This is a genomic window from Halomonas sp. H33-56 (genome assembly GCF_040147035.1).
Lineage (GTDB): Bacteria > Pseudomonadota > Gammaproteobacteria > Pseudomonadales > Halomonadaceae > Halomonas > Halomonas litopenaei.
Window position 1 is genome coordinate 2263440 of record NZ_JAMSHP010000001.1, and the last position, 23538, is coordinate 2286977.

The 23538-nt window shown below is 61.5% G+C and carries 9 protein-coding genes and 1 pseudogene; 6 read left to right on the plus strand and 4 right to left on the minus strand.

From position 1 onward, the window contains the following. The 3 genes from NFH98_RS09590 to NFH98_RS09600 are packed head-to-tail and all read left to right on the plus strand — an operon-like array spanning position 1 to position 4352. Positions 1-807, plus strand: coding sequence for an efflux RND transporter periplasmic adaptor subunit (locus NFH98_RS09590; RefSeq protein WP_222516830.1), 807 nt, complete (start codon positions 1-3; stop codon positions 805-807). Further along, positions 804-2213: an efflux RND transporter periplasmic adaptor subunit gene (locus NFH98_RS09595; protein ID WP_222516829.1), complete on the plus strand. Its 1410-nt coding sequence runs from the start codon at positions 804-806 to the stop codon at positions 2211-2213. The genes NFH98_RS09590 and NFH98_RS09595 overlap by 4 nt, the downstream gene beginning before the upstream one ends. A gap of 3 nt (positions 2214-2216) precedes the next feature. Beyond that, positions 2217-4352, plus strand: a complete 2136-nt coding sequence (locus NFH98_RS09600) for a site-2 protease family protein (protein WP_349622608.1) — start codon at positions 2217-2219, stop codon at positions 4350-4352. Positions 4353-6284: 1932 nt separating this feature from the next. Here NFH98_RS09600 and NFH98_RS09605 read toward each other — a convergent pair. Beyond that, positions 6285-6887, minus strand: coding sequence for a hypothetical protein (locus tag NFH98_RS09605; RefSeq protein ID WP_181248679.1), 603 nt, complete (start codon positions 6885-6887; stop codon positions 6285-6287). Between the two features lie 606 nt (positions 6888-7493). Beyond that, complete coding sequence (locus tag NFH98_RS09610) at positions 7494-8102, minus strand: hypothetical protein (protein ID WP_348828059.1); 609 nt, start codon at positions 8100-8102, stop codon at positions 7494-7496. 288 nt (positions 8103-8390) lie between these two features. Between NFH98_RS09610 and NFH98_RS09615 the strand changes: the two genes are divergently transcribed. Beyond that, a complete protein-coding gene (locus NFH98_RS09615) occupies positions 8391-19586 on the plus strand; it encodes a cadherin-like domain-containing protein (protein WP_349622609.1) in 11196 nt (3731 codons plus the stop codon). Between the two features lie 94 nt (positions 19587-19680). Here the strand turns inward: NFH98_RS09615 and NFH98_RS09620 are convergent, their stop codons facing one another. Then, positions 19681-20772, minus strand: a complete 1092-nt coding sequence (locus tag NFH98_RS09620; RefSeq protein ID WP_348828061.1) for a bifunctional nicotinamide-nucleotide adenylyltransferase/Nudix hydroxylase — start codon at positions 20770-20772, stop codon at positions 19681-19683. Between the two features lie 245 nt (positions 20773-21017). Between NFH98_RS09620 and NFH98_RS09625 the strand changes: the two are divergent. Further along, positions 21018-21914 (plus strand): annotated as a pseudogene (locus tag NFH98_RS09625) (YihY/virulence factor BrkB family protein); the annotation flags it as partial. Between the two features lie 231 nt (positions 21915-22145). Next, the gene (locus NFH98_RS09630) at positions 22146-22427 is read left to right on the plus strand and encodes an acylphosphatase (protein WP_348828126.1); all 282 of its coding nucleotides are present in this window, start codon (positions 22146-22148) and stop codon (positions 22425-22427) included. Positions 22428-22571: 144 nt separating this feature from the next. Here the strand turns inward: NFH98_RS09630 and NFH98_RS09635 are convergent, their stop codons facing one another. Further along, positions 22572-23513 carry a nucleoside hydrolase gene (locus NFH98_RS09635; RefSeq protein ID WP_348828062.1) on the minus strand — a complete coding sequence of 314 codons (942 nt, stop codon included), beginning with the start codon at positions 23511-23513 and terminating at the stop codon, positions 22572-22574. Positions 23514-23538: the final 25 nt, after the last annotated feature.

Here is a 23538-nt window from a genome sequence, read left to right on the forward strand (position 1 = left end):
ATGAACAGCAGAAGCCTGGGGGCGGGGCAGTGTGGCCAGCGGACTCGCACGCTCTGGCCGGGACTCGTGCTGGCAGTGCTGCTGTCGGGGGCTGCCCAGGCCAGCGACATGGGCGAGGCCAGAGGCATCCTGAGGGCCGAGCACGAGGCGATACTGTCGAGTCGTCTATCGGCCAGAGTGCTTGAGGTGCCGTTCAAGGAAGGCGACCACTTCGATGCCGATGAGGTACTGGTCGGCTTTGACTGCGCCGGACTCGACGCCGAGTTGCGTGCGACGGAGGCTAAGGCCGCAGCGGAATCCCGCAACGCCGCCATGCAGAACGAGCTGTTGCAGATGGGCGCCACCGGACAGGCGGATGCCGACATTGCACGTTTCAAGGTGCGTGAGCAGCGGGCCCGGGTGGCCGCCATCCAGGAGCAACGCAAGGATTGTCAGATCAAGGCACCTTTTGCCGGGCGAGTGGTTGAGCCCATGGTACGCCCCAACGAGACGCCGGAAGCCAACGCTCCCCTGATCCAGGTGGTGAGTGACGGCGCACTGGAATTGCATATGGTGGTGCCTTCCTGCTGGTTGAGTTGGATGACCCGGGGTAGCGCCTTCGGCTTCGAGGTGGACGAGACCGGCGACAGGCTTGACGCAGAAGTGTCGCGCATCTCGGCTGCCGTCGATCCCGTCAGCCAGACCGTCAAGGTGATCAGCCGAGTGGACAATGCACCGGCACGGGTTCTTCCCGGGATGAGCGGCACCGCGACCTGGCCCTCCAGGGGGGGCGGTGAGGGCAGGCGCTGTGGAGTGACCTCCTCATGACGAGTGTGGCGATTGAGCGCCAGTCTACTACCGAGGCGCAACACCCGGTGGCGGAGGGTCAGGCCAGAGCGAGTGGCTCGGAGGTGGGGCCAGGTGGCGAGCGGCTGATTCGTATCGAAGGCGCCTTGCGCCACTGTGACAGCCTCGACCAGCTGTGGTGCCACCTGGCCAATGAGGGGCAGAGCCTGCTCCAGGCTCGCCAGTCACTGGTGTTTTGCCTGTCGGGCAGAAATCGCTGGCGAGTCAAGGCGGTGGGAGGACTTGCGCGGGTGCCTCATGACAGTGCTCAGGTGCTTGCCTACCAGCATCTGGTGGGCAGTGACTGGCGTGAACACCGGGACGAGACGCAACCGCGCTTGCTGGATCTTGCCAACGTCCTGGAGGACGAAGGCATACCCGCCATGCGCCATGGGCTGTGGATACCGCTAAGCTATGGCGACCGGCCCATCGGCGCCGGTTGGTTACTGACTCGCGAGCGTGCCTGGGAAACACCGCACCTGGCCCTGGCCAGTCGTCTTGCCCAGGCCTACGGTCACGGCGCCAGCGCGATCCGAGGTCGACGCCGTGTGTCTCTTGGGCGAGCACGGGGGGCGCGCGGACTGGCGCTGGCTACGGTGCTGGGCCTGGGGGCAGCCTTGGCGCTGGTGCAGGTACCGCTGACGTCGAGGGCGCCCGCTGAGGTGGTCGCCAGTGAGCCGTTTGTCGTGGCGGCACCGATGGCGGGCGTCGTCGACCGCATCCTGGTCGCTCCCGGCGCCCGGGTGGCGCTGGGTGATCCGCTGGTGCAGCTGGTGGACGTGGAACTACGCAATGACTTCGAAGTTGCCCAGCGCAAGGTTCAGGTGGCCCAGTCCAAGGCGTTGAGGCTACAGCAGGCTGCCATCGCAAGCAGTGAGGCCAAGCGCGAGCTCGCCATCGCTCGCAGCGAGCTGAGAGTTGCCGAAGCCGAGCGAGATTATGCCCATGACCTGCTCGACAAGGCGGTAGTTCGCGCCGAGCGCAGCGGGGTCGCCCTCTATGGCGACCCGCAGGATTGGGTAGGGCGTCCCGTGCGGGTGGGTGAAGCCGTGATGCAGGTAGCGGACCCGGCGGATATTGCTTTCCGGCTCGAAGTGGCGGCCGCCGACGCCGTCACCCTCGAACGTGGAGCCTCGGTGGATGTGTTTCTTGATGCAGCACCCCTCGAACCGGTGTCGGCGGTCGTGGCACGGGCCGCCTACAAGGCCGAAAAGAACGCCAGCGGTATCGCCAATTTCAAGGTGATGGCGATACCGGAAACGCCGAGAGAAGACATGCCGCGGCTGGGTCTCAGAGGCACGGCGCGAATCCATGGTGAGCCGGTATCACTGTTCTACTATCTGTTCCGGCGCCCGATCGTCACCTTCAGACAGTTGACAGGCGTCTAGGCCGTGGCCAGGGCAATGGAGGGCACGTCTGATTCAGCAAAGCAGGAGCTGCTTGGGTCGCTTCGTCAGGAGCTCGAGCTGATCGAAGGTGGGGCAGAACCAGGCAAGGCCGCTCGCTGGAAGATTCATGACCCGCTGGCCGGACGTTTTTTCGAGATTGATGCCAGGGTCGTCGATATTCTCGCCTGCTGGTCGGCGGGGACGGTGGAGGCTTTGAGGCGACGTCTTGACGCCCGCGGACACGTTGACATCAGCGAAGATGATATTCGCCAGATCCAGCAATTTCTGGATCACAACGACCTGCTCGAGGCCAGCGAAGGCCGCAGCTTCGACAAGGCTCGGCGATATCGTGAGGCCAGCCGGCCATCCTGGTGGAAGTGGCTGCTTCATCACTACCTTTTCGTGCGTATCCCCCTGGTGTATCCAGGGCGTGGGTTGAAGCGATGCCTACCGCTGGTCGCCATCTTCTTTCATCGAGGCTTTTGGCTCTTCACGGCGATCCTGGGTGTCATTGGCCTCTACCTTGTTTCTCGCCAATGGGAGAGCTTCTTCACCACCTTGCCGGCGATGTTCAGCGTTTCCGGTGTGGTCGCGTTTTCCCTGAGTCTGGTGCTGGTGAAGACGCTGCATGAGCTTGGCCACGGCTTCTGTGCGACCCGCTTTGGGGTTCGTGTGTCGAGCATGGGGGTGGCGCTGATCGTGATGATGCCGGTGCTGTTTACCGACACCACCGATGCCTGGCGGCTGCCCCGGCGGCGCAAACGTGTGCTGATCGATCTGGCCGGGGTGGCGGTGGAACTGGTCATCGCTGTCTATGCCACTCTGGCCTGGGTTTTTCTACCGGATGGCGCTCTGCGGTTCGTGGCCTTTGCGCTTGCCACCACCGGTTGGGTGCTGAGCCTGGCGGTGAACCTCAATCCCCTGATGCGCTTCGACGGCTACTACCTGTTCAGTGACCTGCTCGGCATTGTCAACCTGCAGGAGCGGGGCTTTGCCATGGGGCGCTGGTGGTTGAGGGAAGGGCTTTTCGGTTTTAGCGATACGCCGCCGGAAGCGCTGAGTCGTGCCAAGCGCCGGGTATTGATCGGCTATGCCCTGGCGGTATGGGTGTATCGCTTCTTTCTGTTTCTCGGGATTGCCCTGGTGGTCTACCACCTCTTTTTCAAGGTGCTGGGCGTCTTTCTCTTCAGCGTGGAAATTCTATGGTTCATTGTCATGCCGATACTGCGTGAGCTGATGGTCTGGTGGAAAAGACGCAGGGAGGCCGGCCGGCGCGTTCTGATGACCCTGGCGGTGGCCGCCGGCATCGCTGTCTTCGTTGCCTTGCCTCTGCCTCATCGAATCACGGTGCCGGTGGTGTTCGGTGCCAGTCAACAGGTTCCGGTGTTTGCCCATCGCGCCGCCAGGGTCGAGCAGGTGCTGGTCCGCGTCGGCGATGTCGTCGAGCGGGGGCAGGTACTGGTCAGGCTCGAAGTGCCAGCGTTGCAACAGCGGGAAAGAACGGTGCAGGAACATCTGAATCTGGTGGATAGACGCCTGGACCGACGAAGTGCCGACAACACGGACCTGTCCCAGAGTCTGGTGCTGGAGAGCGAACGGGACATGCAACGCCAGCAGCTCGCTGGACTCACCGATCAACGTCGTCGGCTCGACGTCATCGCCCCCATGGACGGCACGGTGGTTGAGCTTGCCGACTACCTGCATCCGGGCCGCTGGGTCGGCACAGACCTTCGTCTGGCGTTGGTAGCCAGTACGGATCGGCTATCCGCCCGTGGCTACGTCAGCAGCGATGATCTGGGATTGCTGGCGCTCGGTCAGCCTTGTTTTTTTGTCGATGACGAACGTCTCTGGCCGCAGACCCCCATGCACGTCGAGCGAATCGCCGCCGCCGCTTCCCGTTACGTCGATCAGTGGATGTTGGCGTCAGACCACGGCGGGCCCATCGCGGCACGGCCCGATGACCAACGCTCCGTACCGGAAGGTGCGCTATTCGAACTGATGGCGGTCTCTGACCAGGACCAATCGTCGCCGCTCACCGAGCTTCGCGGGGAGCTTCACCTGGAGGGGCAACCGTCGAGCCTGGCAGCCAGCATGGCACGCCGCGTGGCCCAGGTGCTGGTGCGTGAGTGGGGGTCATAGGCGTCGCAGTCATTTAAACCTGACACGTCCAGGTGACGGTCAGCCCGAATTCAAAGAGGGAGATCCGACATGATCAAGGACGACTTGTTGATTCGCGAACTCGAAGCCCGGGTGTTGCTGGATGCTGCCAGTACCGCCACCGTCGATAACGTCAAGCAAGCGGCTGACGCCGCGGTCGCAACGACAGATGCGGGCTCCGCGGATCATGATGCAGGCCATGATGTATTGATGAGCGCCCTGCAGCACGTGGAAGCCCAGAAGGGCGGGCGCGAGCGTGCTGCCGGGGGCTCCGACATCGATGGAGATGGCGTCCTGGATGTCGACGATATCGATGATGACGGGGACGGTATTCTCGATTCAGTGGAAGGTGGGTCACAGAAAATAACCTGCAACGGCGTGACGAGCGGCGGGGCTTCTTCGAGTGATCTGGATCGCCTGGTAGACGGGAAAACAAACACTTACTTTATCTCGTCCACTGCAGAGCAAATCAGCGATTTTACGTTCAACTTTGATCCACCCATCGATCGTATCTATGGGATCGATCTGTGGAACAATGCGGGAAGTATACTTAATGATTCGCAATCTATTGGCTCGATAGGTGAGATCAGGTTTTATAATTCTTCCGGGGACTTGATCTATTCAAGCACTCGATATGCTGCCACTAACTCTATCCCCGAAGGGGCGGCGGGTTGGCCACTTCATATGGATATACCGAAAGATATTCACGGCGTGGCAAGTATTCAGTTTTTCAATATTAAAGAGCAGGCGGGAGGTGGATCAGGTATTGCGGTGACAGAAGTCGAATTCTTCGGCAGGATCGACAGTGACGGAGACGGAGCCGCTGATTCTGCTGACCTGGATAGCGACAACGATGGTATCACCGACAACATCGAGGCCCAGTCCAGCAAGGGGTATGTGGCGCCCAGCGGCATCGACAAGGACAAGGATGGCCTGGATGACGCCTACGATGCTGCCACCGCCAATACCTCCGCTACGGCCAGCAAGGGCCTGGCGCCGGTCGATACCGATGGCGACAGCACCACAGACTACCTCGACAGCGACTCCGACGACGACGGCAAGCAGGACATCGCCGAGCGCGACGCTGGGGCCTGGTCCATCACTAGTGAAACCGATACCGATGGCGACGGTCTGCTCGACATCTTCGAGGGAGCGGATGCCAATGATGGCTTTGACGCCAACGACGAGCTGATCAAGGATGGGAGATTTACCCTTTCCGATAGTGACAACGACGTCAGCGCGGATGGCTCAGACGCGGTGCCGAGCGTAGCTGACTTTGACTATCGTGATAGCGCTCGCCTCGACCCGGATGGTGATGGTATCGATAACAGCGTCGATATCGATGATGATAATGATGGGATTATCGACGATAACGAGTATGACTTTAGTCGACCAAATCTGGTGGAGAATGGCGGATTTTCCGGTGGGGATTCCTCTGGTTGGTATTTCAGCGGCTCAGACCTTGTTGATAACAATACTTCAAAGCCTAGTTGGGTTAATAGTGCAAAAAACTCATCGCTGAGCGGGGGCCTCTTTGATGAGATCAGCCCTGGTGAGAATGGTGGGAATCATAGTCTGGTAAATGCAGCGGATGGCAGCGAGTCACTTGTCTACAAGTTCGGCAAGGAGTTGGCGGCAGGTGACTATCGATACAGCTTCGATCTCTCAAAAACGTATTCGCGTGGTTCGGATGGCTATAATATATTTATCTGGGATTTTGATGCTGGGAAGCGCGTCAAGACGCTTGCGTACGGCCTTATCGGCGATCTTCCTGGAAGCGGTATTTTCAAGACGTTTAGCGGTGTGTTTGATCTGAGCAAGGCCGGCAACTATGGCATCGTGATGGTGGTCGATCAGGACGGGGACGGAGGAAACGGTGACTACGCCATGGACCGGGTGGCGTTTCAATATATTTCAAAGGATACCGATGGTGATGGTATCTGCGATGACAAGGATATCGACAGCGACAACGATGGCATCACCGATAACGTCGAGGCGCAGACGACCCAGGATTATATAAAACCTTCTGGCACCGATGTCGACAAGGACGGACTCGATGACGCCTACGACAAGGACACCAGCAATACCTCCGCTACGGCCAGCAAGGGGCTGACGCCGGTCGATACCGATAGGGACACCACGGCAGACTACCTCGATCGTGACTCCGACGACGATGGTAAGTTGGATATCGCCGAGCGTGATGATGGGGCCTCTTCCATTACGGATGCGACCGACACCGATCATGATGGCCTGTTGGATATCTTCGAGGGAACGAACGCCAACGATGGCTATGATGCAAACGATGAAAATGTCACGGAGAATGGTTTTACGCTGGCTGATTCCGACGACGATCTGCCGGCGGATGGCGACGGAGCACAACCACTTGTTGTCGATTTTGACTATCGGGAAAATGCTGTCTTGGATCGTGACGGCGATGGTATCATCGATACGGTTGATATCGATCAGGATAACGACGGCATCATTGATGTTACCGAAGGAAAAGATACCTCTGTACAAGAACAAATCGACACGACCGATATCGCCAACGACAAGATACCGGATCTTGACTTTAACGGCACAAAGGTAGAGGTGACCTCAAATACCACCGAGGGTAGCCTCAGCTATGGTCAAGAAGCCGGAGCGGTAAACTTTGACTATTCCGCGGATAATGTGGCAACGGTCAGTCTTGCAACAGATACCTTTGTGGACTTCGTTATCGACAGCAAGAACGTACCTAGTAGCAGACAGTTTGATAGGTATGACCAGCTTACCGTATCGAGCCCCGGTGCCTATATCGTGGTCTACGATCCCAACAATGTCCTGAATGTCGCTCAGGGGATTTATCTCAACTCGCTCACATTCAGCATGAGAGGATTGGGGAACCTGTACGGACTGTCGTGGTCAGTAAGGGTCGTTGATGTAAAAACGGTGACCCTGAGCATGGGGTGGCATCCTGACTACAATGTGGCTGCCAATGTAGGGTCATGTGTCAGGATTGGTATCGGTGGTGTGGCGAAGGACACCGACCGTGACAATATCGCCGATCACCTGGATGTCGACAGTGATAATGATGGCATCACCGACAATGTCGAGGCGCAGACGACCCAGGATTACATAAAGCCTTCAGGCACCGATGTCGACAAGGACGGACTCGATGACGCCTACGACAAGGACACCAGCAATACCTCCGCTACGGCCAGCAAGGGGCTGACGCCGGTCGATACCGATGGCGACAGCACGGCAGACTATCTCGATCGCGACTCCGACAACGATGGCATGCCGGATATTGCCGAACGCGATGATGGCGCCTGGGCCATCACGGATGCTACCGACACCGATCATGATGGCCTGCTGGATATCTTCGAGGGAACGAATGCCAACGATGGCTATGATGCCAACGATGACAACCTTGTTGACGGCAACTTTGCGCTCTCTGACAGCGACAACGACGTCGCGGCCGACGGCAGCGACGCTTCGCCCCCCGGTTCCGACCTGGATTATCGGGATAGCCAGATTGATACCGATGGTGACGGAATCGCAGATAGCTTGGACATCGATGACGACAATGATGGAATCCTTGATATCAATGAGTGGGGTGAGGGTGTCGCGGGAAATTGGATAGGAACAGACTACTGGGACAACTCTTCCATCAAGGTGGATGGCGGCGAAATCGTCGTGGGTGAAGCCGGGGATGTATTCGACGGTGATGATTCGAGTAGCGATTACATACATATCGATACAGGAGGCAGGAAAGGGGAGCTTGATCCGCCGATAGTGATATCTGTCTCTGTAGTAGATTCCTTGTCGAATTCTGGTTTGACGGTCGATCAGTTTTATATTGCCAATGATCGCGGTATTGTTGGTGATGGGATAAGATCAGCTACTATCAGGGTGTATGGGAAGGATGGGCTGCTGGGCGAGGAAGTTTTAGCGAATATTGGTGGTGATAATACGAGTACGCACGATATTTATAACTTTAGTCATGTGTATCGCGGCGTTCTCCGGTTTGAAGTTGTTATCATGAGTACCTATGAAACTGGCCCCTCAATAAAAGGATATAAGCTTCAGCTAAGGGAATTGGGGCTTGCCAGTTCCGGCAACCATGCGGCCTACAGGGACAGTGATAAAGACGGCGTCTTTGATCACCTGGATATCGACAGTGACAATGATGGCATCACCGACAATGTCGAGGCGCAGACGACCCAGGATTATATAAAACCTTCTGGCGCCGATGCCGACAAGGACGGGCTCGATGACGCCTACGACAAGGACACCAGCAATACCACCGCTACTGCCAGCAAAGGGCTGACGCCGGTCGATACCGATGGCGACAGCACGGCAGACTACCTCGATCGCGACTCCGACAACGACGGCAAGCTGGATATCGCCGAGCGCGACGATGGCGCAACGTCGCTCAGTGACAGCACCGATACCGACGGCGACGGGCTCCTCGACATCTTCGAGGGATCGGACGCCAACGATGGCTTTGATGCCAATGATGAGAACCTTGTTGACGGCAACTTTGGGCTCTCTGACGACGACAACGATATCGCAGCAGACGGTAGCGACGCCTCGCCACCCGGTTTCGACCTGGACTACCGTGACAGCATCGATCCGCCGACGGCGGTGGAAGACGCCGGGAAGACCAATGAGGATGTGGCGCTGGTGGTCACCAAGGATAAGGGCTTGTTATCCAACGATACCCTGGCGGGGGCCACCGAAATCGCCTCGGCGGCCATCGACACCGACGGTGACGGCGTGGCCGATACCGCCCTGGTACTGGGGCAGGCCAATACCGTCAAGGACAGTGACGGCAATGTCATCGGCAAGCTGACGCTGGCCAAGGATGGCTCCTACCGGTTCGATCCGGTGGCGAACTTTTTCGGTGCACTGCCGATCATCAGCTACACCCTGAAGGGATCCGGAGGCTACGCCAGTTCGACGCTTACGATTACGGTGAACGCCGTCAATGATGCCCCTGTGGTCACCAACGACAGGGGCGATGCCAAGGAAGACGAGACGCTGAGTGTCGACAAGAGCGAAGGACTTCTGGCCAATGACAGCGATGTGGACGGGGATAGTCTGGCCATCTCCGGTTTCAGAGTGGCCGGAGTCACCGGCAGCTTCGCTGCGGGTGAGACCGCCAGCATCCCCGGCAAGGGGACGCTAACGCTCAACGCAGATGGCTCCTACAGCTTTACCCCGGCGCCCAACTACCACGGCAGTGTCCCGGAGATCACCTACACCGTCAGCGACGGCAAGGGCGGGACCTCCAGCGGTTCCCTGACCATTACGGTTGCCTCGGTGGAAGACAGCGTGTCACTTGGCGGCCTCGGGGATGGCAGCGACGGCAGCGATGGCAGCGTCAACGAATCGGCCTTGACCGGGGGCTCTGCCGCCGGCGGCAGTGGTAGTGTGCACACGGGCTCCTTTACCCTGGGGCCTGCCTCGAGCCTCGACAGCCTGACCATCGGTGTCACGATGATAACCCGGGCACAGCTGGAGGCCAGTGGCACCACCGCGATCACCATCACGGGTAGCTACGGTGAGCTGTCGATTAACGGCTATGACAGCGATACCGGGGTCGTGTCCTACCGCTACGTCCTGTCGTCCGTCGCCGATCATGGGTCGGATCCGGTCCTGGACAGCTTTACCATCGGCACCACCGACAGCGATGGCGACGAGACCTACAACGCAGGCACGCTGGCCATCCTGGTGGTCGATGACGTATCGACCGCCAAGGCAGACCAGGGCAGCGTCGACGAAGACGCCAGCGGCGGCAGTTCGCTGACGGGCAATGTCGTTTCCAATGACACCCTGGGGGCCGATGGGGCCGCCGACAGCGGTGCACTCAGCGCGGTTGGCAAGGGCGAGGCTGCGCCTTCGGGGGGTGTGGGCAGCAGCATTGCCGGTGACTACGGTAGCCTGGTGATGGACGCCAGTGGCAAGTACCTCTACACCCTGGACAACGCCAACGCTACGGTCAACGGCCTGCAGAAGGGGCAAACCCTCACCGAGACCTTTATCTATCAGATCACCGACGCTGACGGCGATACCAGCACGGCGACCCTGACCATCACCATCAAGGGCGCCAACGACGCCCCGACAGCGGAGGATATCACCGCCAAGTGTGCAGAGGACGGCGAGACCACGGGCACCATCGTCGGCGAGGACCCTGATGGTGACTCCTTGAGCTTTACCCTTGATGCTCAGCCCGAGGGGGGAACCGTCACCCTCGACGAGGACACCGGCGCCTTCACCTTCGTGCCGGACGCCAACGTCAACGGCGACATCACCTTCAGCGTCACGGTGGATGACGGCCACGGCGGCAAGACCCAGGTAGAGGTGACGGTCAAGGTTAGTGCGGTCAATGATGTGCCGGTCGCGTCAGACGACAGCGCCAGCACAGCGGAGGACACCCCCTTGATCGTTGGCAAGGACGAGGGCGTGCTGAGTAATGACAGTGATATCGATGGCGATGCCTTGTCGGTGGCAAGCTTCAGCGTCGAGGGGCTGACGGGCACTTTCACGGCAGGGGAAACCGCTACCATTGCCGGGGTGGGGACCCTGACCTTGAACGCCGATGGTTCCTACCGCTTCGATCCCGCGCTCAACTACCATGGCAGCGTACCCAAGGTGACCTATGTGCTCAGCGACGGGCACGTCAGCGACACCGCCACCCTCAGCATCACGGTCGATTCGGTCGACGATAGCGTGTCGGTGGGCGGGCTCGGTGATGGCGGGGACGGCGTCGACGGAGAGGTCAAGGAGTCAGGGTTGGTCGATGCCGAGGGCACAGGACTGACCCACGACGGCACCTTTACGCTGGGTCCGGCGGACAGCCTGGCGAGCTTTACCCTGGGTGGTTCAACCATAACGCTGGCCCAGCTCGAGGCCAGTGCCACGACGCCGATCAAGGTAAGCGGCAGCCACGGGACCCTGACGATCAAGGGCTATGATCGCCAGACCGGGACGCTGAGCTATCGCTACACCCTGACTTCCGCCGCCGACCACTCAAGTGGTGCGGTGAAGGACAGCTTTACCATCGATGTGACCGATGTCGAGGGAGATATCACCAGGGGTATCGGTACCCTGTCGATCCGCATCACCGATGATGCGCCGTCGGCCACCGCCGATACCGGTTCGGTGACCGAGGACGGCGCCGCCTCCACAGGCAACGTTCTGAGCAACGACCGGCAGGGCGCTGATGGCAGCAAGGTGTCAAAGGTGGGTGTTGCCGAATCCACCGATGGGGGAAGCGTCGGCAGCGCCCTTGTGGGCAGCTTCGGCACCCTGACGCTCAACGCCGATGGCAGCTATGTCTATGCGCTGGACAACACCAACGCCATGGTCAATGCACTGCAGCAGGGCGAGACCCTGACCGAAACCTACAGCTACCAGATCATCGACGCCGACGGCGATACCAGCACCGTCACCCTGACCATTACCATCAAGGGGGCCAACGATGCACCGACCGCCTCGGTCGACGCCTTGACCACATCGGAAGATACGCCGGTGGACGGCAGCATCGTGGCCGAGGACGTGGATGGCGATAACCTGTCCTTTGATCTGGTCGCCCAGCCGGAAGGCGGTACCGTCAGCCTGAGTGAGGATGGCAGTTTCACCTTCACTCCCGACGCCAACGTCAATGGTGACATTACCTTCAGCGTAACCGTCTCCGACGGCAACGGAGGCACCGTCACCGTCGAGGTCAGCGTCACGGTGACGCCGGTCAATGACGCCCCGACGGTGGTGGATGACAAGGCCGAGACCAACGAAGACACGACACTCGAGGTCGCCAAGGACAAGGGGGTACTGGCCAACGATGCTGATGTGGAAGGCGATAGCCTGAGCGTCAGCGGCTTCAGTGTCGAGGGCGTGACGGGCAGCTTCAAGGCGGGCGAAACCGCCACCATTGCCGGGGTGGGGACCCTGACCCTGAACGCCGACGGTTCCTATACCTTCGTGCCGGCGACCAACTACAACGGCAGCGTGCCGAAGGTCACCTACAGCGTCAGTGATGGAAACGGCGGGACCACCAGCGGTGCGCTGGCTATCACAGTCAAGCCGGTGGATGACGAGGTCAGCCTGGGCGGGCTTGGCGATGGCAACGATGGCAGTGACGGCAACGCCATGACCGACGGCTCTGTCAAGGAGTCGGGCCTGACCGGTGGCTCGGATGTGGCGGGCGGCGGGATATCCCACAGCGGCAGCTTCACGCTGGGGCCCGCCGATAGTCTGGCAAGCCTGTCCATTGGCACTACATCGATTACTCGGGCGCAGCTGGAGGCCAGCGCCACCACCCCGATCAAGATCAACGGCACCCATGGTCGGCTGACCATCACCGGCTACGACCAGAAGACCGGTATCGTCAGCTACACCTTCACACTGACCACCAATGCCAGCCATGGCGATGGTGCGATCCACGAAAGTTTCGTCATTGGGGTGACCGACGTCGAGGGAGATGTCACCGCCAATGCGGGCACTCTGACCATCGCCATCATCGACGATGCACCGGTGGCCAAGGCCGATACCGGCCAGGCCGTGGAGGACGGTGGCAACATCAGCGGCTCGGTCATCGGCAACGATCTGGCTGGAGCCGATGGTGCCCCCAGCAAGGGGCTGGTCAATGCGGTGGGCAGCGGCAAGGAATCGCCGAGCGGCGGTGTCGGCAGCAGCGTCGCCGGTAGTTACGGTAGCCTTATCCTCGATGCCAACGGCAACTACCTCTACAAACTCGATAGCACGAACACTGAGGTGAACGCGCTGGCGGTGGGGGCGCACCTGACCGAGGTCTTTACCTATCAGATCATCGATGCCGATGGTGATACCAGTACAGCGACCCTGACCATCACCATCATGGGCGCGAACGATGCCCCTGTGGCCAGCGTGGATGCGATATCCACGCCTGAAGACACGCCGGTCTCCGGCAAGATCACCGCCAGCGACGTGGATGGCGATTCGCTGTCCTTCGATCTGGTGGCCCAGCCGGACGGGGGCACGGTCTCACTGAATGAAGACGGCAGCTTCACCTTTACCCCCGACGCCAACGTCAACGGTGATGTCAGCTTCAGCGTCACGGTAGACGACGGTCACGGCGGTACCACCACGGTGGAGGTCACGGTTGCGGTGGATGCGGTCAACGATATCCCTGTCGCCAAACCGGACACCAACAGCACGAGTGAAGACACCCCCCTTGTGGTGAACAAGGACAATGGGGTACTGGCCAACGACAGCGATGTGGATGGTGACAGTCTCAGCGTCAGCGGCTTTTCCATCGAGGGCGTGACGGGAACCTTCGAGCCGGGCGAGACGGTCGCCATCGAGGGCGTCGGCAAATTCACCTTGAACGCCGATGGCTCCTACCGCTTCGAGCCGGAGCTGAACTACCACGGTGACGTGCCAAAGATCAGCTACAGCGTCAGCGATGGTGCCGGCGGAACTACCACCGGAACGCTCCAGCTCACCGTCGAGGCGGTCGACGACAAGGTCACCGTCGGTGGTCTGGGCGATGGTAGTGATGACGGTGATGGTGCCAACGATGGACAGGTCAGCGAGTCCGGCCTGGCGGGGGGGACCGGTACCCTGGGTAGTGGCGTCTCCCATACCGGCAGCTTCACCCTGGGACCGGCGGACAGCCTCGCCAGTATCAGCCTTGGCGGAACCACCTTGACGCTTGACCAGCTGGTCAACAGTGCCGGTACGCCGATCAGGATCCAGGGTGGCCACGGCGAGCTGGTGATCAATGGCTACGACAGGGCCAGTGGCACGGTCAGCTATATCTATACCCTCACGGCACACGCCGACCATAGCCAGGGGCCTGTCAGTGACGATTTTGCGATCGCCGTCACCGACGTCGAGGGTGACGTCACTGCGGATGCCGGTACCCTGTCGATCGCCATACTCGATGATGCACCGAAGGCCGTGAACGACGTCGACGACGCGATCAACAAGCCGAATCAACCCAGCAGCATCGCCGATGGAAACGTCTTGACCGGAGACGGAGGCGACGATCCCGATGCCATGGACGGTGACGCCGATCTCCTGGGCGGTGACGGTGGCACGGTCAGTGCAGTGGGGGCAGGATCAGATGGGCCGTCGGCGTCCCATATCGGACAGGGGCTTCAGGGCGAATACGGCACCCTTGTCCTGAACGCCGACGGCAGCTACCGCTATGTACCCGATTTCGACTCGGACACGGTCAAGGGGCTGCCTGCCGGGCGACACGTTTCAGACACCTTTACCTACCAGATCACCGATCCTGACGGAGATACGGCCACCGCTACCCTGACCATTCGCATCTACGGCACGACGGCGGTCGTTGGCACGGAAGGGGGCGAGGTAGACGAAGCTCAACTCAACACGGATGGCGCCACCGGCACAGACCCTGGAGACTCGGGTGAGGTGATCTACGAGGGATCATTCTCGGTGGTGGACCGAGTGGAGCAGCAGCTCGAGACCCTGACCATCGGCGACACGAGTTTCACCCCGAGCGAGTTGGCAGCGTTGTCCGCCGACAATCCGTCGGTACGCATCGAGACCGATCACGGCTATTTCGAGATTATCGGCTACCAGCTAGGCGACGGCACCGACGTGCGGGAAAACACCGTGACGTTTCGTTTCGTGCTGACCGAGCAGGCCGATCACTCCGGAGGCGCGGTGTTCGACCACGTCGAGGTGTCGATGACCGATACCTTCGGCAACGACACCAAGGGTTACGGCAAGGACCTCAAGGTCGAGATTCTCGATGACGCGCCGATCGCCGCCAAGGACAGCGTCAGCGTCGCCGAGGACGGCGATGCCGGCGCCGGTAGTGTGTTGACCAATGACCGCGAGGGTGCCGATGGAGACGTCACGGTGACGGCGTCGGGCCCGGGCTCCAGCGTCAGCTCAGACGGTGTCGGTAGCGAGGTTGTCGGCAAATACGGCAGTCTGACCCTGGCCGCCGACGGCAGCTATATCTACACCCTGGACAACACCAATACGGAGGTCGATAGCCTCAAATCGGGTGGTTCGCTGACCGAGATCTTCAGCTATCAGATCACCGACGCCGACGGCAGCACGTCCACCGTGACTCTGACCATCACCATCGAGGGGGCCAACGACGCGCCGACGGCCAGCGTCGATGCATTGACGACCCAGGAGGATACCCCGGTCAGCGGTACCATCGAGGCCAGTGACGTTGAAGGAGATGACCTCAGCTTCGATCTGGTCGCGCAGCCCGACGGGGGCAAGGTCACGCTCAACGACGATGGCACTTTTACCTTCACCCCCGACGACAACGTCAATGGCGATATCACCTTCAAGGTCACGGTTTCCGATGGCAATGGCGGTACCACCACTGTCGAGGTCACGGTCAAGGTGGAGGCGGTCAATGATCTACCGAAGGTGACCGGCGAGACCGCCAGTACCCCCGAGGACACGCCGCTTGACTCGTCGAGCGACGACAGTCTGCCTGGTCTGCTCGACAACGACAGTGACATCGAGACCGATCACGACAGCCTGGTGGTCGTGGACGTTCGCGTCGACGGCATGAGCGAGAGCATCGATGTCGGTGAGACCGTCACCATCGATGGTGTCGGCAAGCTGACGGTGGAGGCCGATGGTGTCTGGCGATTCGAACCGGCACTCAACTACCACGGCAAGGTACCAACGATCACCTACACCGTCAGCGATGGCGAGGGTGGGACCAGCACCGCCACCCTGGACATCACGGTCACGCCGGTGGATGACCAGGTCAACCTGGGCGGCCTGGGCGACGGTAACGATGGCAGCGAGGGAGGCAACATCAGTGACGGCTCCGTCAGCGAGGCCGGCCTGGCCGGGGGCAGCGATGAAGGTAACGGGCTGATCCATAGTGGCAGCTTTACCCTGGGGCCGGCGGACAGCCTGGCGAGCTTTACCCTGGGCAGTCGCAGCATCAGCCTTGCCGAGCTCGAGGCCAGCGCGTCGTCACCCATCGCGATCGAGGGCCGCTACGGCACCTTGACCATCGAAGGCTACGATCGCGCCACCGGTACGGTCAGCTACCGCTATCTGCTGACCTCAAACGCAGATCACTCCAACGAGCCGGTCAGCGACGACTTCATGATCAGCGTGACCGACGTGGAGGGTGAGGTCACCGCCGACGCCGGGACGCTGGTGATCGACATCGACGATGATAGTCCGAGTGCGACCAATGACAGCGGCGTAGTCGTCGAGGACGGTGCTGCCGGCGCAGGCAGCGTCTGGGCCAATGATCGCCCGGGTGCCGATGGTGCGGATGCCAATGGGGCGGTGGTCGGGGTAGGTGTGGAAGGCGGAAGTCTCGATGGGGCCACCGGCGTCTCGCTAGAGGGGAGCTACGGCAGCCTGATCCTCAACGCCGATGGCAGCTATAGCTATACGTTGGACAACACCAATGGCGAGGTGGACGGGCTCCAGGTCGGTGACACGCGGACCGACACGTTCAGCTATCAGATTCGCGACGCCGACGGCGATCTCGCCACCGCCACCTTGACGATCACCATTCGTGGAGCCAACGACGCGCCGGAGGCTTCTGCGGAAAAGGTGACCGCCAGCGAGGATACTCCGGTGGATGGCAAGATCATCGCCACCGACGTCGATGACGATGAGCTCACCTTCAGTCTGGATGCGCAGCCTGAGGGTGGCACCGTTAGCCTCGATGAGGAAGGTAACATTACCTTTACCCCGGATGCCAACTTCAACGGCGACACCAGCTTCACCGTCACCGTGACCGACCCTTCCGGTGCCACCGTCACGGTGGAGGTCGATGTCTCGGTGACACCGGTCAATGACGCGCCGTCCGCCAAGAACGACCAGGCCACGATCGCCGAGGACACGCCTCTGACGGTCGCCGCCGAAGACGGCCTGCTGGCCAACGATAGCGATATCGAGGGCGATAGCCTCAGTGTTACGGGCTTCAGTGTCGATGGTATCGAGGGAACCTTCCTGGCAGGGCAGACCGCCGTCATCGAAGGCGTCGGCGAGCTGACCATCAGCGCCAATGGCAGCTACCGTTTCGTGCCGGCGCTGAACTACAACGGCGAAGTGCCACTGGTCACCTACACCGTCAGTGACGATGGGGGCGCGACCTCCGACGCGAGCCTGAGCATTTCGGTCACGGCGGTGGACGACAAGGTGACTGTCGGTGGGCTGGGGGATGGAGGCGGTGAGCCAGGAGGGGGCGATTCAGCAGGCGACGCCACCACCGATGGGTCGGTTGACGAGGCCGGTCTGACAGGAGGCAGCCACGAGGGCTTGGGCCTGAGCCACAGTGGCACCTTTACCCTTGGACCAGCCGACAGTCTGTCCAGCCTGACCCTGGGGGGAAGCACCATCAGCCTGGATCAGCTCAAGGACTGTGGTAGCCATCCCATCGAGGTGACCGGCGATCACGGCACCCTGGTGCTGCGCTACTACGACCCCGCCACCGGAGAGGTGAGCTATACCTACTATCTGGCCTCGAGGGCCGATCACTCCGGCGGCGCGGTCAACGACAGCTTCGCCATCGGCGTCACCGACGTGGAGGGCGAGACCACCGCCAACATTGGTACCCTGGCCATCGCCATCATCGATGATGGTCCTGGCACCGGCAATGACCGTGGTGAGGTGAGCGAGGAAGGCTCAGAGCCGGGAAGCGACTGCAGCGGTAACGTCCTCCTCAATGACCACTATGGTGTCGATGACGTTGCGGTGGATGGCGGGGTCACGGCGGTCGGGTCAGGTCAGTCATCGCCCGAAGGTGGCGTTGGCGAGCCGGTGGAGGGCCGTTACGGTAGCCTGGTGCTGAACGCGGACGGCAGCTATTCCTATACGCTGGACAACAGCAACCCGGTGGTGGACGCGCTCAAACCGGGGCAGACGCTCACCGAGACCTTCAGCTACACCATCACCGACAGCGATGGCAGTGTTTCGACCGCGACGCTGACGATCAGCGTTCTCGGCGCCAACGACGCCCCTGTCGCCAGCGTAGATCCCATCGTCACCACCGAGGATACCCCGGTCGAGGGGCGTGTCGTCGCCACCGACGTGGACAATGACGACCTGACCTTCCGTCTCGACCATCAACCGGGCGGCGGCAGCGTCACGCTCAATGAGGATGGCACCTTCACCTTTGTGCCCGATCCCGACGTCAGTGGCGATATCAGCTTCAGCGTGACCGTGACCGACGCCAGCGGTGCCACCACTACCGTGGTAGTCACCGTCTCGGTTGAGCCGGTCAATGACGCCCCTGTGGCCAGTGCCGATCCTATCGTCACCGGTAGCGGTGAAGCCGCCGCTGGTCAGGTGGTGGCATCGGACGTTGAAGGGGATGATCTCACCTTCGCGCTGGATGACGGTCCTCGACACGGTCAGCTTACCCTGAACCCGGATGGATCCTTCGTCTATGTGCCGGAAGCAGGCTTCTCCGGCAGCGACAGCTTTGTCGTCGCGGTGTCGGACGGGCAGGGCGGTGTAACCTACGTGACCGTCTCGGTGACGGTGGAGCCCCTCAATAGCTTGTATATCGGTGACCGTGCGCCCGAAGTCCCGTCGCAGGATGTCGAGTCGGATGCTGAAGGGCCCTTGATGCATGCCGATGGCATGGTCGATGAGGTGGTCAATCAGTACGGAGGCCTTGGTGGCCTTGCCGACCTGTCTGCGGATGGGGCAGTAAGAGCGGCGGTACACGGCATCTCGGCGCTGACCGACGCTGAAATGGAGGTGGTAAACAAGGATCAGCCGAGAGAATCCAGCGCCTGGAACTCCTCGATGCTGCAGGAAGCCAGGTCGCTGGCTCATCCCGGTGAGGTGCGAGCGACGTCGTGGGCAAGCAGCGATGGCCGAGCGACGCTGGAGGCTCTGGTCGAGAACGAGCGGGCGTGGCTCAAGCTGCCGGAAGGGCAACGCGACATCAAGGTGTCATTACCCGGGGGACGAGCCTTGCCGGACTGGATTCAGCGTCCCTCGATCGGTCAGTTGCTGATCGAACGCTCGGCGGCGCTGGAAAAGGTGACGCTGGATATCGATAGCCGAGGCAGTGAAGGGGAAGCACATCACTATCGCCTGGTGCTGGACCTGGACAAGGTGCGGCTGGAGGTGAGTGAAGGTGAGCCATCGTTCCCTGTGGCCGCGCCAGGCTTCAGCGAGCAGCTCAGTCGGGCCCATCACCGGTCGAATGACCTGGACCCGAATCTGCTTGAGGCATTGTCGCTGCTGACCGAGGACGATTGACGGTTAGCCAGGCCGTCACAAGCAGGAAACTTGGCGGACAGGGGGCCTCCCTTGTCCGCCATGTCGTTACCGCCGTTGGATCTTGCCGCGTGCCTCAGGAGCGTCGATCGGCAGGCAGCCCGAGAAAGTTCTGGATGATGAAGAAGTGATCCTCGAACAGGCTTTCCGGCTCGAGTTCCGCCAGGGGCACCCAGCGCGCATGGTCGCCCCCCTTGACGGGCTTCAGCCTCGGCAGGTTCTGATCCGGTCTCAGGGCAAAGTAGAAGGCTTCTGCCAGGGTTCGTCCACGCCAGCTTCGGTGCGGCTCGTCGAATAGCCGTTGACCGCGTAGCGATCCCTTGAGCACCGGCTCCGGCACCTTCAGCCGAATGCGTTCGCGCAGCTCTCGCAGACAGGCGTCCATCAGTCGTTCCTGGGCGCTGATAAAGCCCCCGGGCAGGGCATAGAGTCCCTTGCCGGGTGCCGAGGTGCGCCGCACCAGCAGCACATGGCCCGACTGCACCACAACCGCACAGACGGTGACGAAGATCGGCGGGTAGGGCGCCTGGGCCCAGGCCGAACGGTACTGGTCGAGCAATTGCTGTTCTTCACCGAGCTGGCGGTAGGGCTTGCCGCTCATGAAGCGCCGGATATGCTCCACCACTCCCGGTGGAAGATCGTGGCTTGCGTTGGTGGAGAGATACTCTACCGCCGAGCCCTCGGAGCGAAATAGCCGTTCTCGAATCTGGCTGGCGGAGATCGCTTCGACCAGCGGTACGCTCACCGACTCCCACTGGGGGAACAGTGACAGGTAGTAGCTCGACTGACCGCGGCTGGCGCCGATCAGCCCGATACGTGGTAACCGTGCGCTCTCGGGATGGGCTAGATCGCGCACCTTGCGCTGGACGTCGTGTACCCAGACATCGTCGTTGTAGAGCGCATCCAGCAGCGGCACGATCTCGAGGCGAGCGTTGTCGTCTTCGTCGAAGGCGCTGCGCAGCATCTGGCGGCGTTCGTCGAAACGCCAGGGGTTTCGCAGTGAGCGCGCCTGCCACGCGGAGCCTACCAGCACGATGACCTGTCTGGCCTGCTTGAGGGCCGCCCGAATCACCGCCAGATGGCCGAGGTGCGGGGGCTGAAAGCGTCCGATGAACACCAGGCAGTCGAACTCGGTCTGCGGCGGAGAGGTGACCAGATCGGTGGGCATGGAGGACTCCTGGAAAACGTCGCCGCCATTATGGTGGCGACGACTGGCAGGCGCAAACAGACCGGTGCAAACAGACAGGCTCCAGGGATAGGTGAATGAGGCTAGATGAAGGAGGCTTGATAAACCCGTCACGATGATCCGGTCGTGATGAACTGGCAGCGCTTGGGCGTCGCGTTGGCGCATGTTTCTGCGTATACCGTCGGTGTTAGGTATGCTGAGGGCAACGATAATGACGAGGGAACGCCATGATCATTCAGTTTTTCGCCTTCTGGTGGGGGGTGCTGCGTCGCTCGGTGGCGTTGTGGCTGGAGCGCAACGCCTTCAGCTACGCCGGCTCGCTGGCGTTCTATACCCTGTTTTCGCTGGCGCCGACGGTAATCATCGCGGTAACGGTGATCGGTGTGGTGCTGGGCGAGGAGGCGGCACAGGGGCAAATCTTCGCCCAGTTGCAGGGCACCATGGGCCCCGAGGCGGCCACCGCCATCGAGCATGCCGTCGCCCAGTCGCGCATCCAGGAGTCCGGCCTGTTGCCGACGCTGCTGGGTTTTGCCGCCCTGGCGGTTGGTGCCACTACGGTGTTCGGCCAGATGCAGTTCTCGCTGAACACCATCTGGGGTGTCGCGGCACGCCCCAGCAGCAACAGTCTGTGGATCTTCGTCAAGAATCGCATGCTGTCACTGACGATCGTGCTGGCGATCGGCTTCATCCTGCTGGTGTCGGTGGGGCTCGGGGTGTTCGTCAGGGCGGCACTGAAGGCCGCCGACGATGTGCTGCCCTACGTCAGCCTGCTGACACGAGGGGTGGAGCTGCTGGTGTCGATCGGCGTGATCGCCGCGCTCTTTGCCACTATCTTCAAGGTGTTGCCCGACGTGGTGCTGCGCTGGCGCGACGTCATCGTCGGTGCGGTTGTCACGGCCTTGCTGTTCTCGATAGGGCGCACCGGTATCGCGCTCTATCTGGCCTACAACGCGACTGCCTCGACCTACGGCGCGGCGGGGTCGGTGGTGGTGGTACTACTGTGGGTCTACTACTCCTCGCTGATCCTGCTGTTTGGCGCCGCCTTTACCAAGGTCCATCTACTCGCCCGGCACAAGCCCATCATCCCGCGCAACAGCGCCGTGCTGGTCAAGCAGGAACTGCTCGATCAGCAGAGCGTGCGTGCCCAGTTGAGCGCCGAAGAAGAACGGGAATTCGAGCAGGAGGCTCGCGAGCGTCAGCATGAGGCGGAGCTGGAGGCAGGGGGAGCGGAGACTGCTGGCACGGTGGAGAGTCGTCAGGCCAACGAAGATGACGAGGTCAGCGTCGATGATACCGTTCAAGATGCCGATGTCGCCAGAGAGGAACCAATGGACGAGCAGCAGGAGGCAGCCACGATGTCCGATGACACCCTATGCCTGGAGGCCCTGGTGGAAGGGCGAGTACAGGGCGTGAGCTATCGCGTTGCCACCAGGCAGCAAGCCGAGGCAGAGGGGCTTGCGGGGTATGCGCGCAACCTGCCGGACGGCAGTGTCGAGGTGTTGCTGTGTGGACCTCGTGACGCGGTGGAACGGGTCGCCGACTGGCTTGAATATGGGCCCGAGCAGGCCGAAGTGACCCAGGTCACCACCCGTGAGGTGACGCTGGATAAGCCGCCGAGGGATTTCACGACGGGCTAGAGCCCGGTGTAGAGCGCCCGCGGTCGTCGCCGCTGGCGCCATGACCTCAAAGGTCCAGCGATAGAAGAGCCCCGGGCGGGCACGACGGATAATGTCGAGGGACAGTGTCGTGCCCGCCCGGGGCTTTTTGCTGGCTTGAGTCGTTCAGGCCAGGGTGTCCGCGATCCAGTCGCTGACGGCCTTGCCGTCTACCTTCATGCAGACGTCGACCACGGGTGTCTGTGACCAGCGGTCGGCGATAAAGCCTCTGCCTTCCGGCGCGAGGATGGTCTGCCCCTCGGCCGGCCCTTCGGTGACCACACCGAGGTGGCCGCGGGTGGTCTCGAACAGGTCCGGGCGCAGTAGCCAGGCCAGGGCCACACTGTCATGGGGGCAGCAGCCGTCGATGCCGAGGGCTTCACGATAGAAGGCGCGATAGAAGTCGTAGCTGCCGGCCAGAATCTTGCCGAGCTCGCCCTGGCCTGCCTCGATGCGGGCCATGTGTTCCGGCGTCAGGATGCAGCGATGGGTCACGTCGAGCCCCACCAGGGTCAGCGGCCAGTCGGCGGTCAGGACGCGCTGCGCGGCGTGGGCATCATTGAAGATGTTGGCTTCTGCCACCGGGGTGACGTTGCCGCCTTCGCGAATGGAGCCGCCCATGATGACCACCTGCTTGACCAGGCGGGTGATCTCGGGGTCCAGCTGCAGCGCTGCAGCTAGGTTGCCCAACGGGCCGACCGCCACCAGGGTGACCTCGCCCGGACGCTGGCGCACGGTGTCGACGATAAACTGGGCGGCGCTGCGAGCGTCGGCCTGTCCCTTGACCTCGGGCAGGCTGATATTGCCCAGGCCGTTGTCGCCATGGATATGCTTGGGTGCCGGATGACGAGGCTTGACCATGGGGCAGGCCGAGCCCTGGGCCACCGGCACCGGCTGGCCAGCGATCTCGCCGAGCAGCAGGGCATTGTGGGTCGCCGTCTCGATGTCGACGTTGCCGAAGGTGGTGGTCATGCCGAGCAGCTCAATGTCGGGATGGCGCAGGGCGATGGCGATGGCCTGGGCGTCGTCGACGCCCGGGTCGGTATCGAAGATGATCGGGGTGCTCACGGAAGCTCCTGTGATTGGCCTGAAG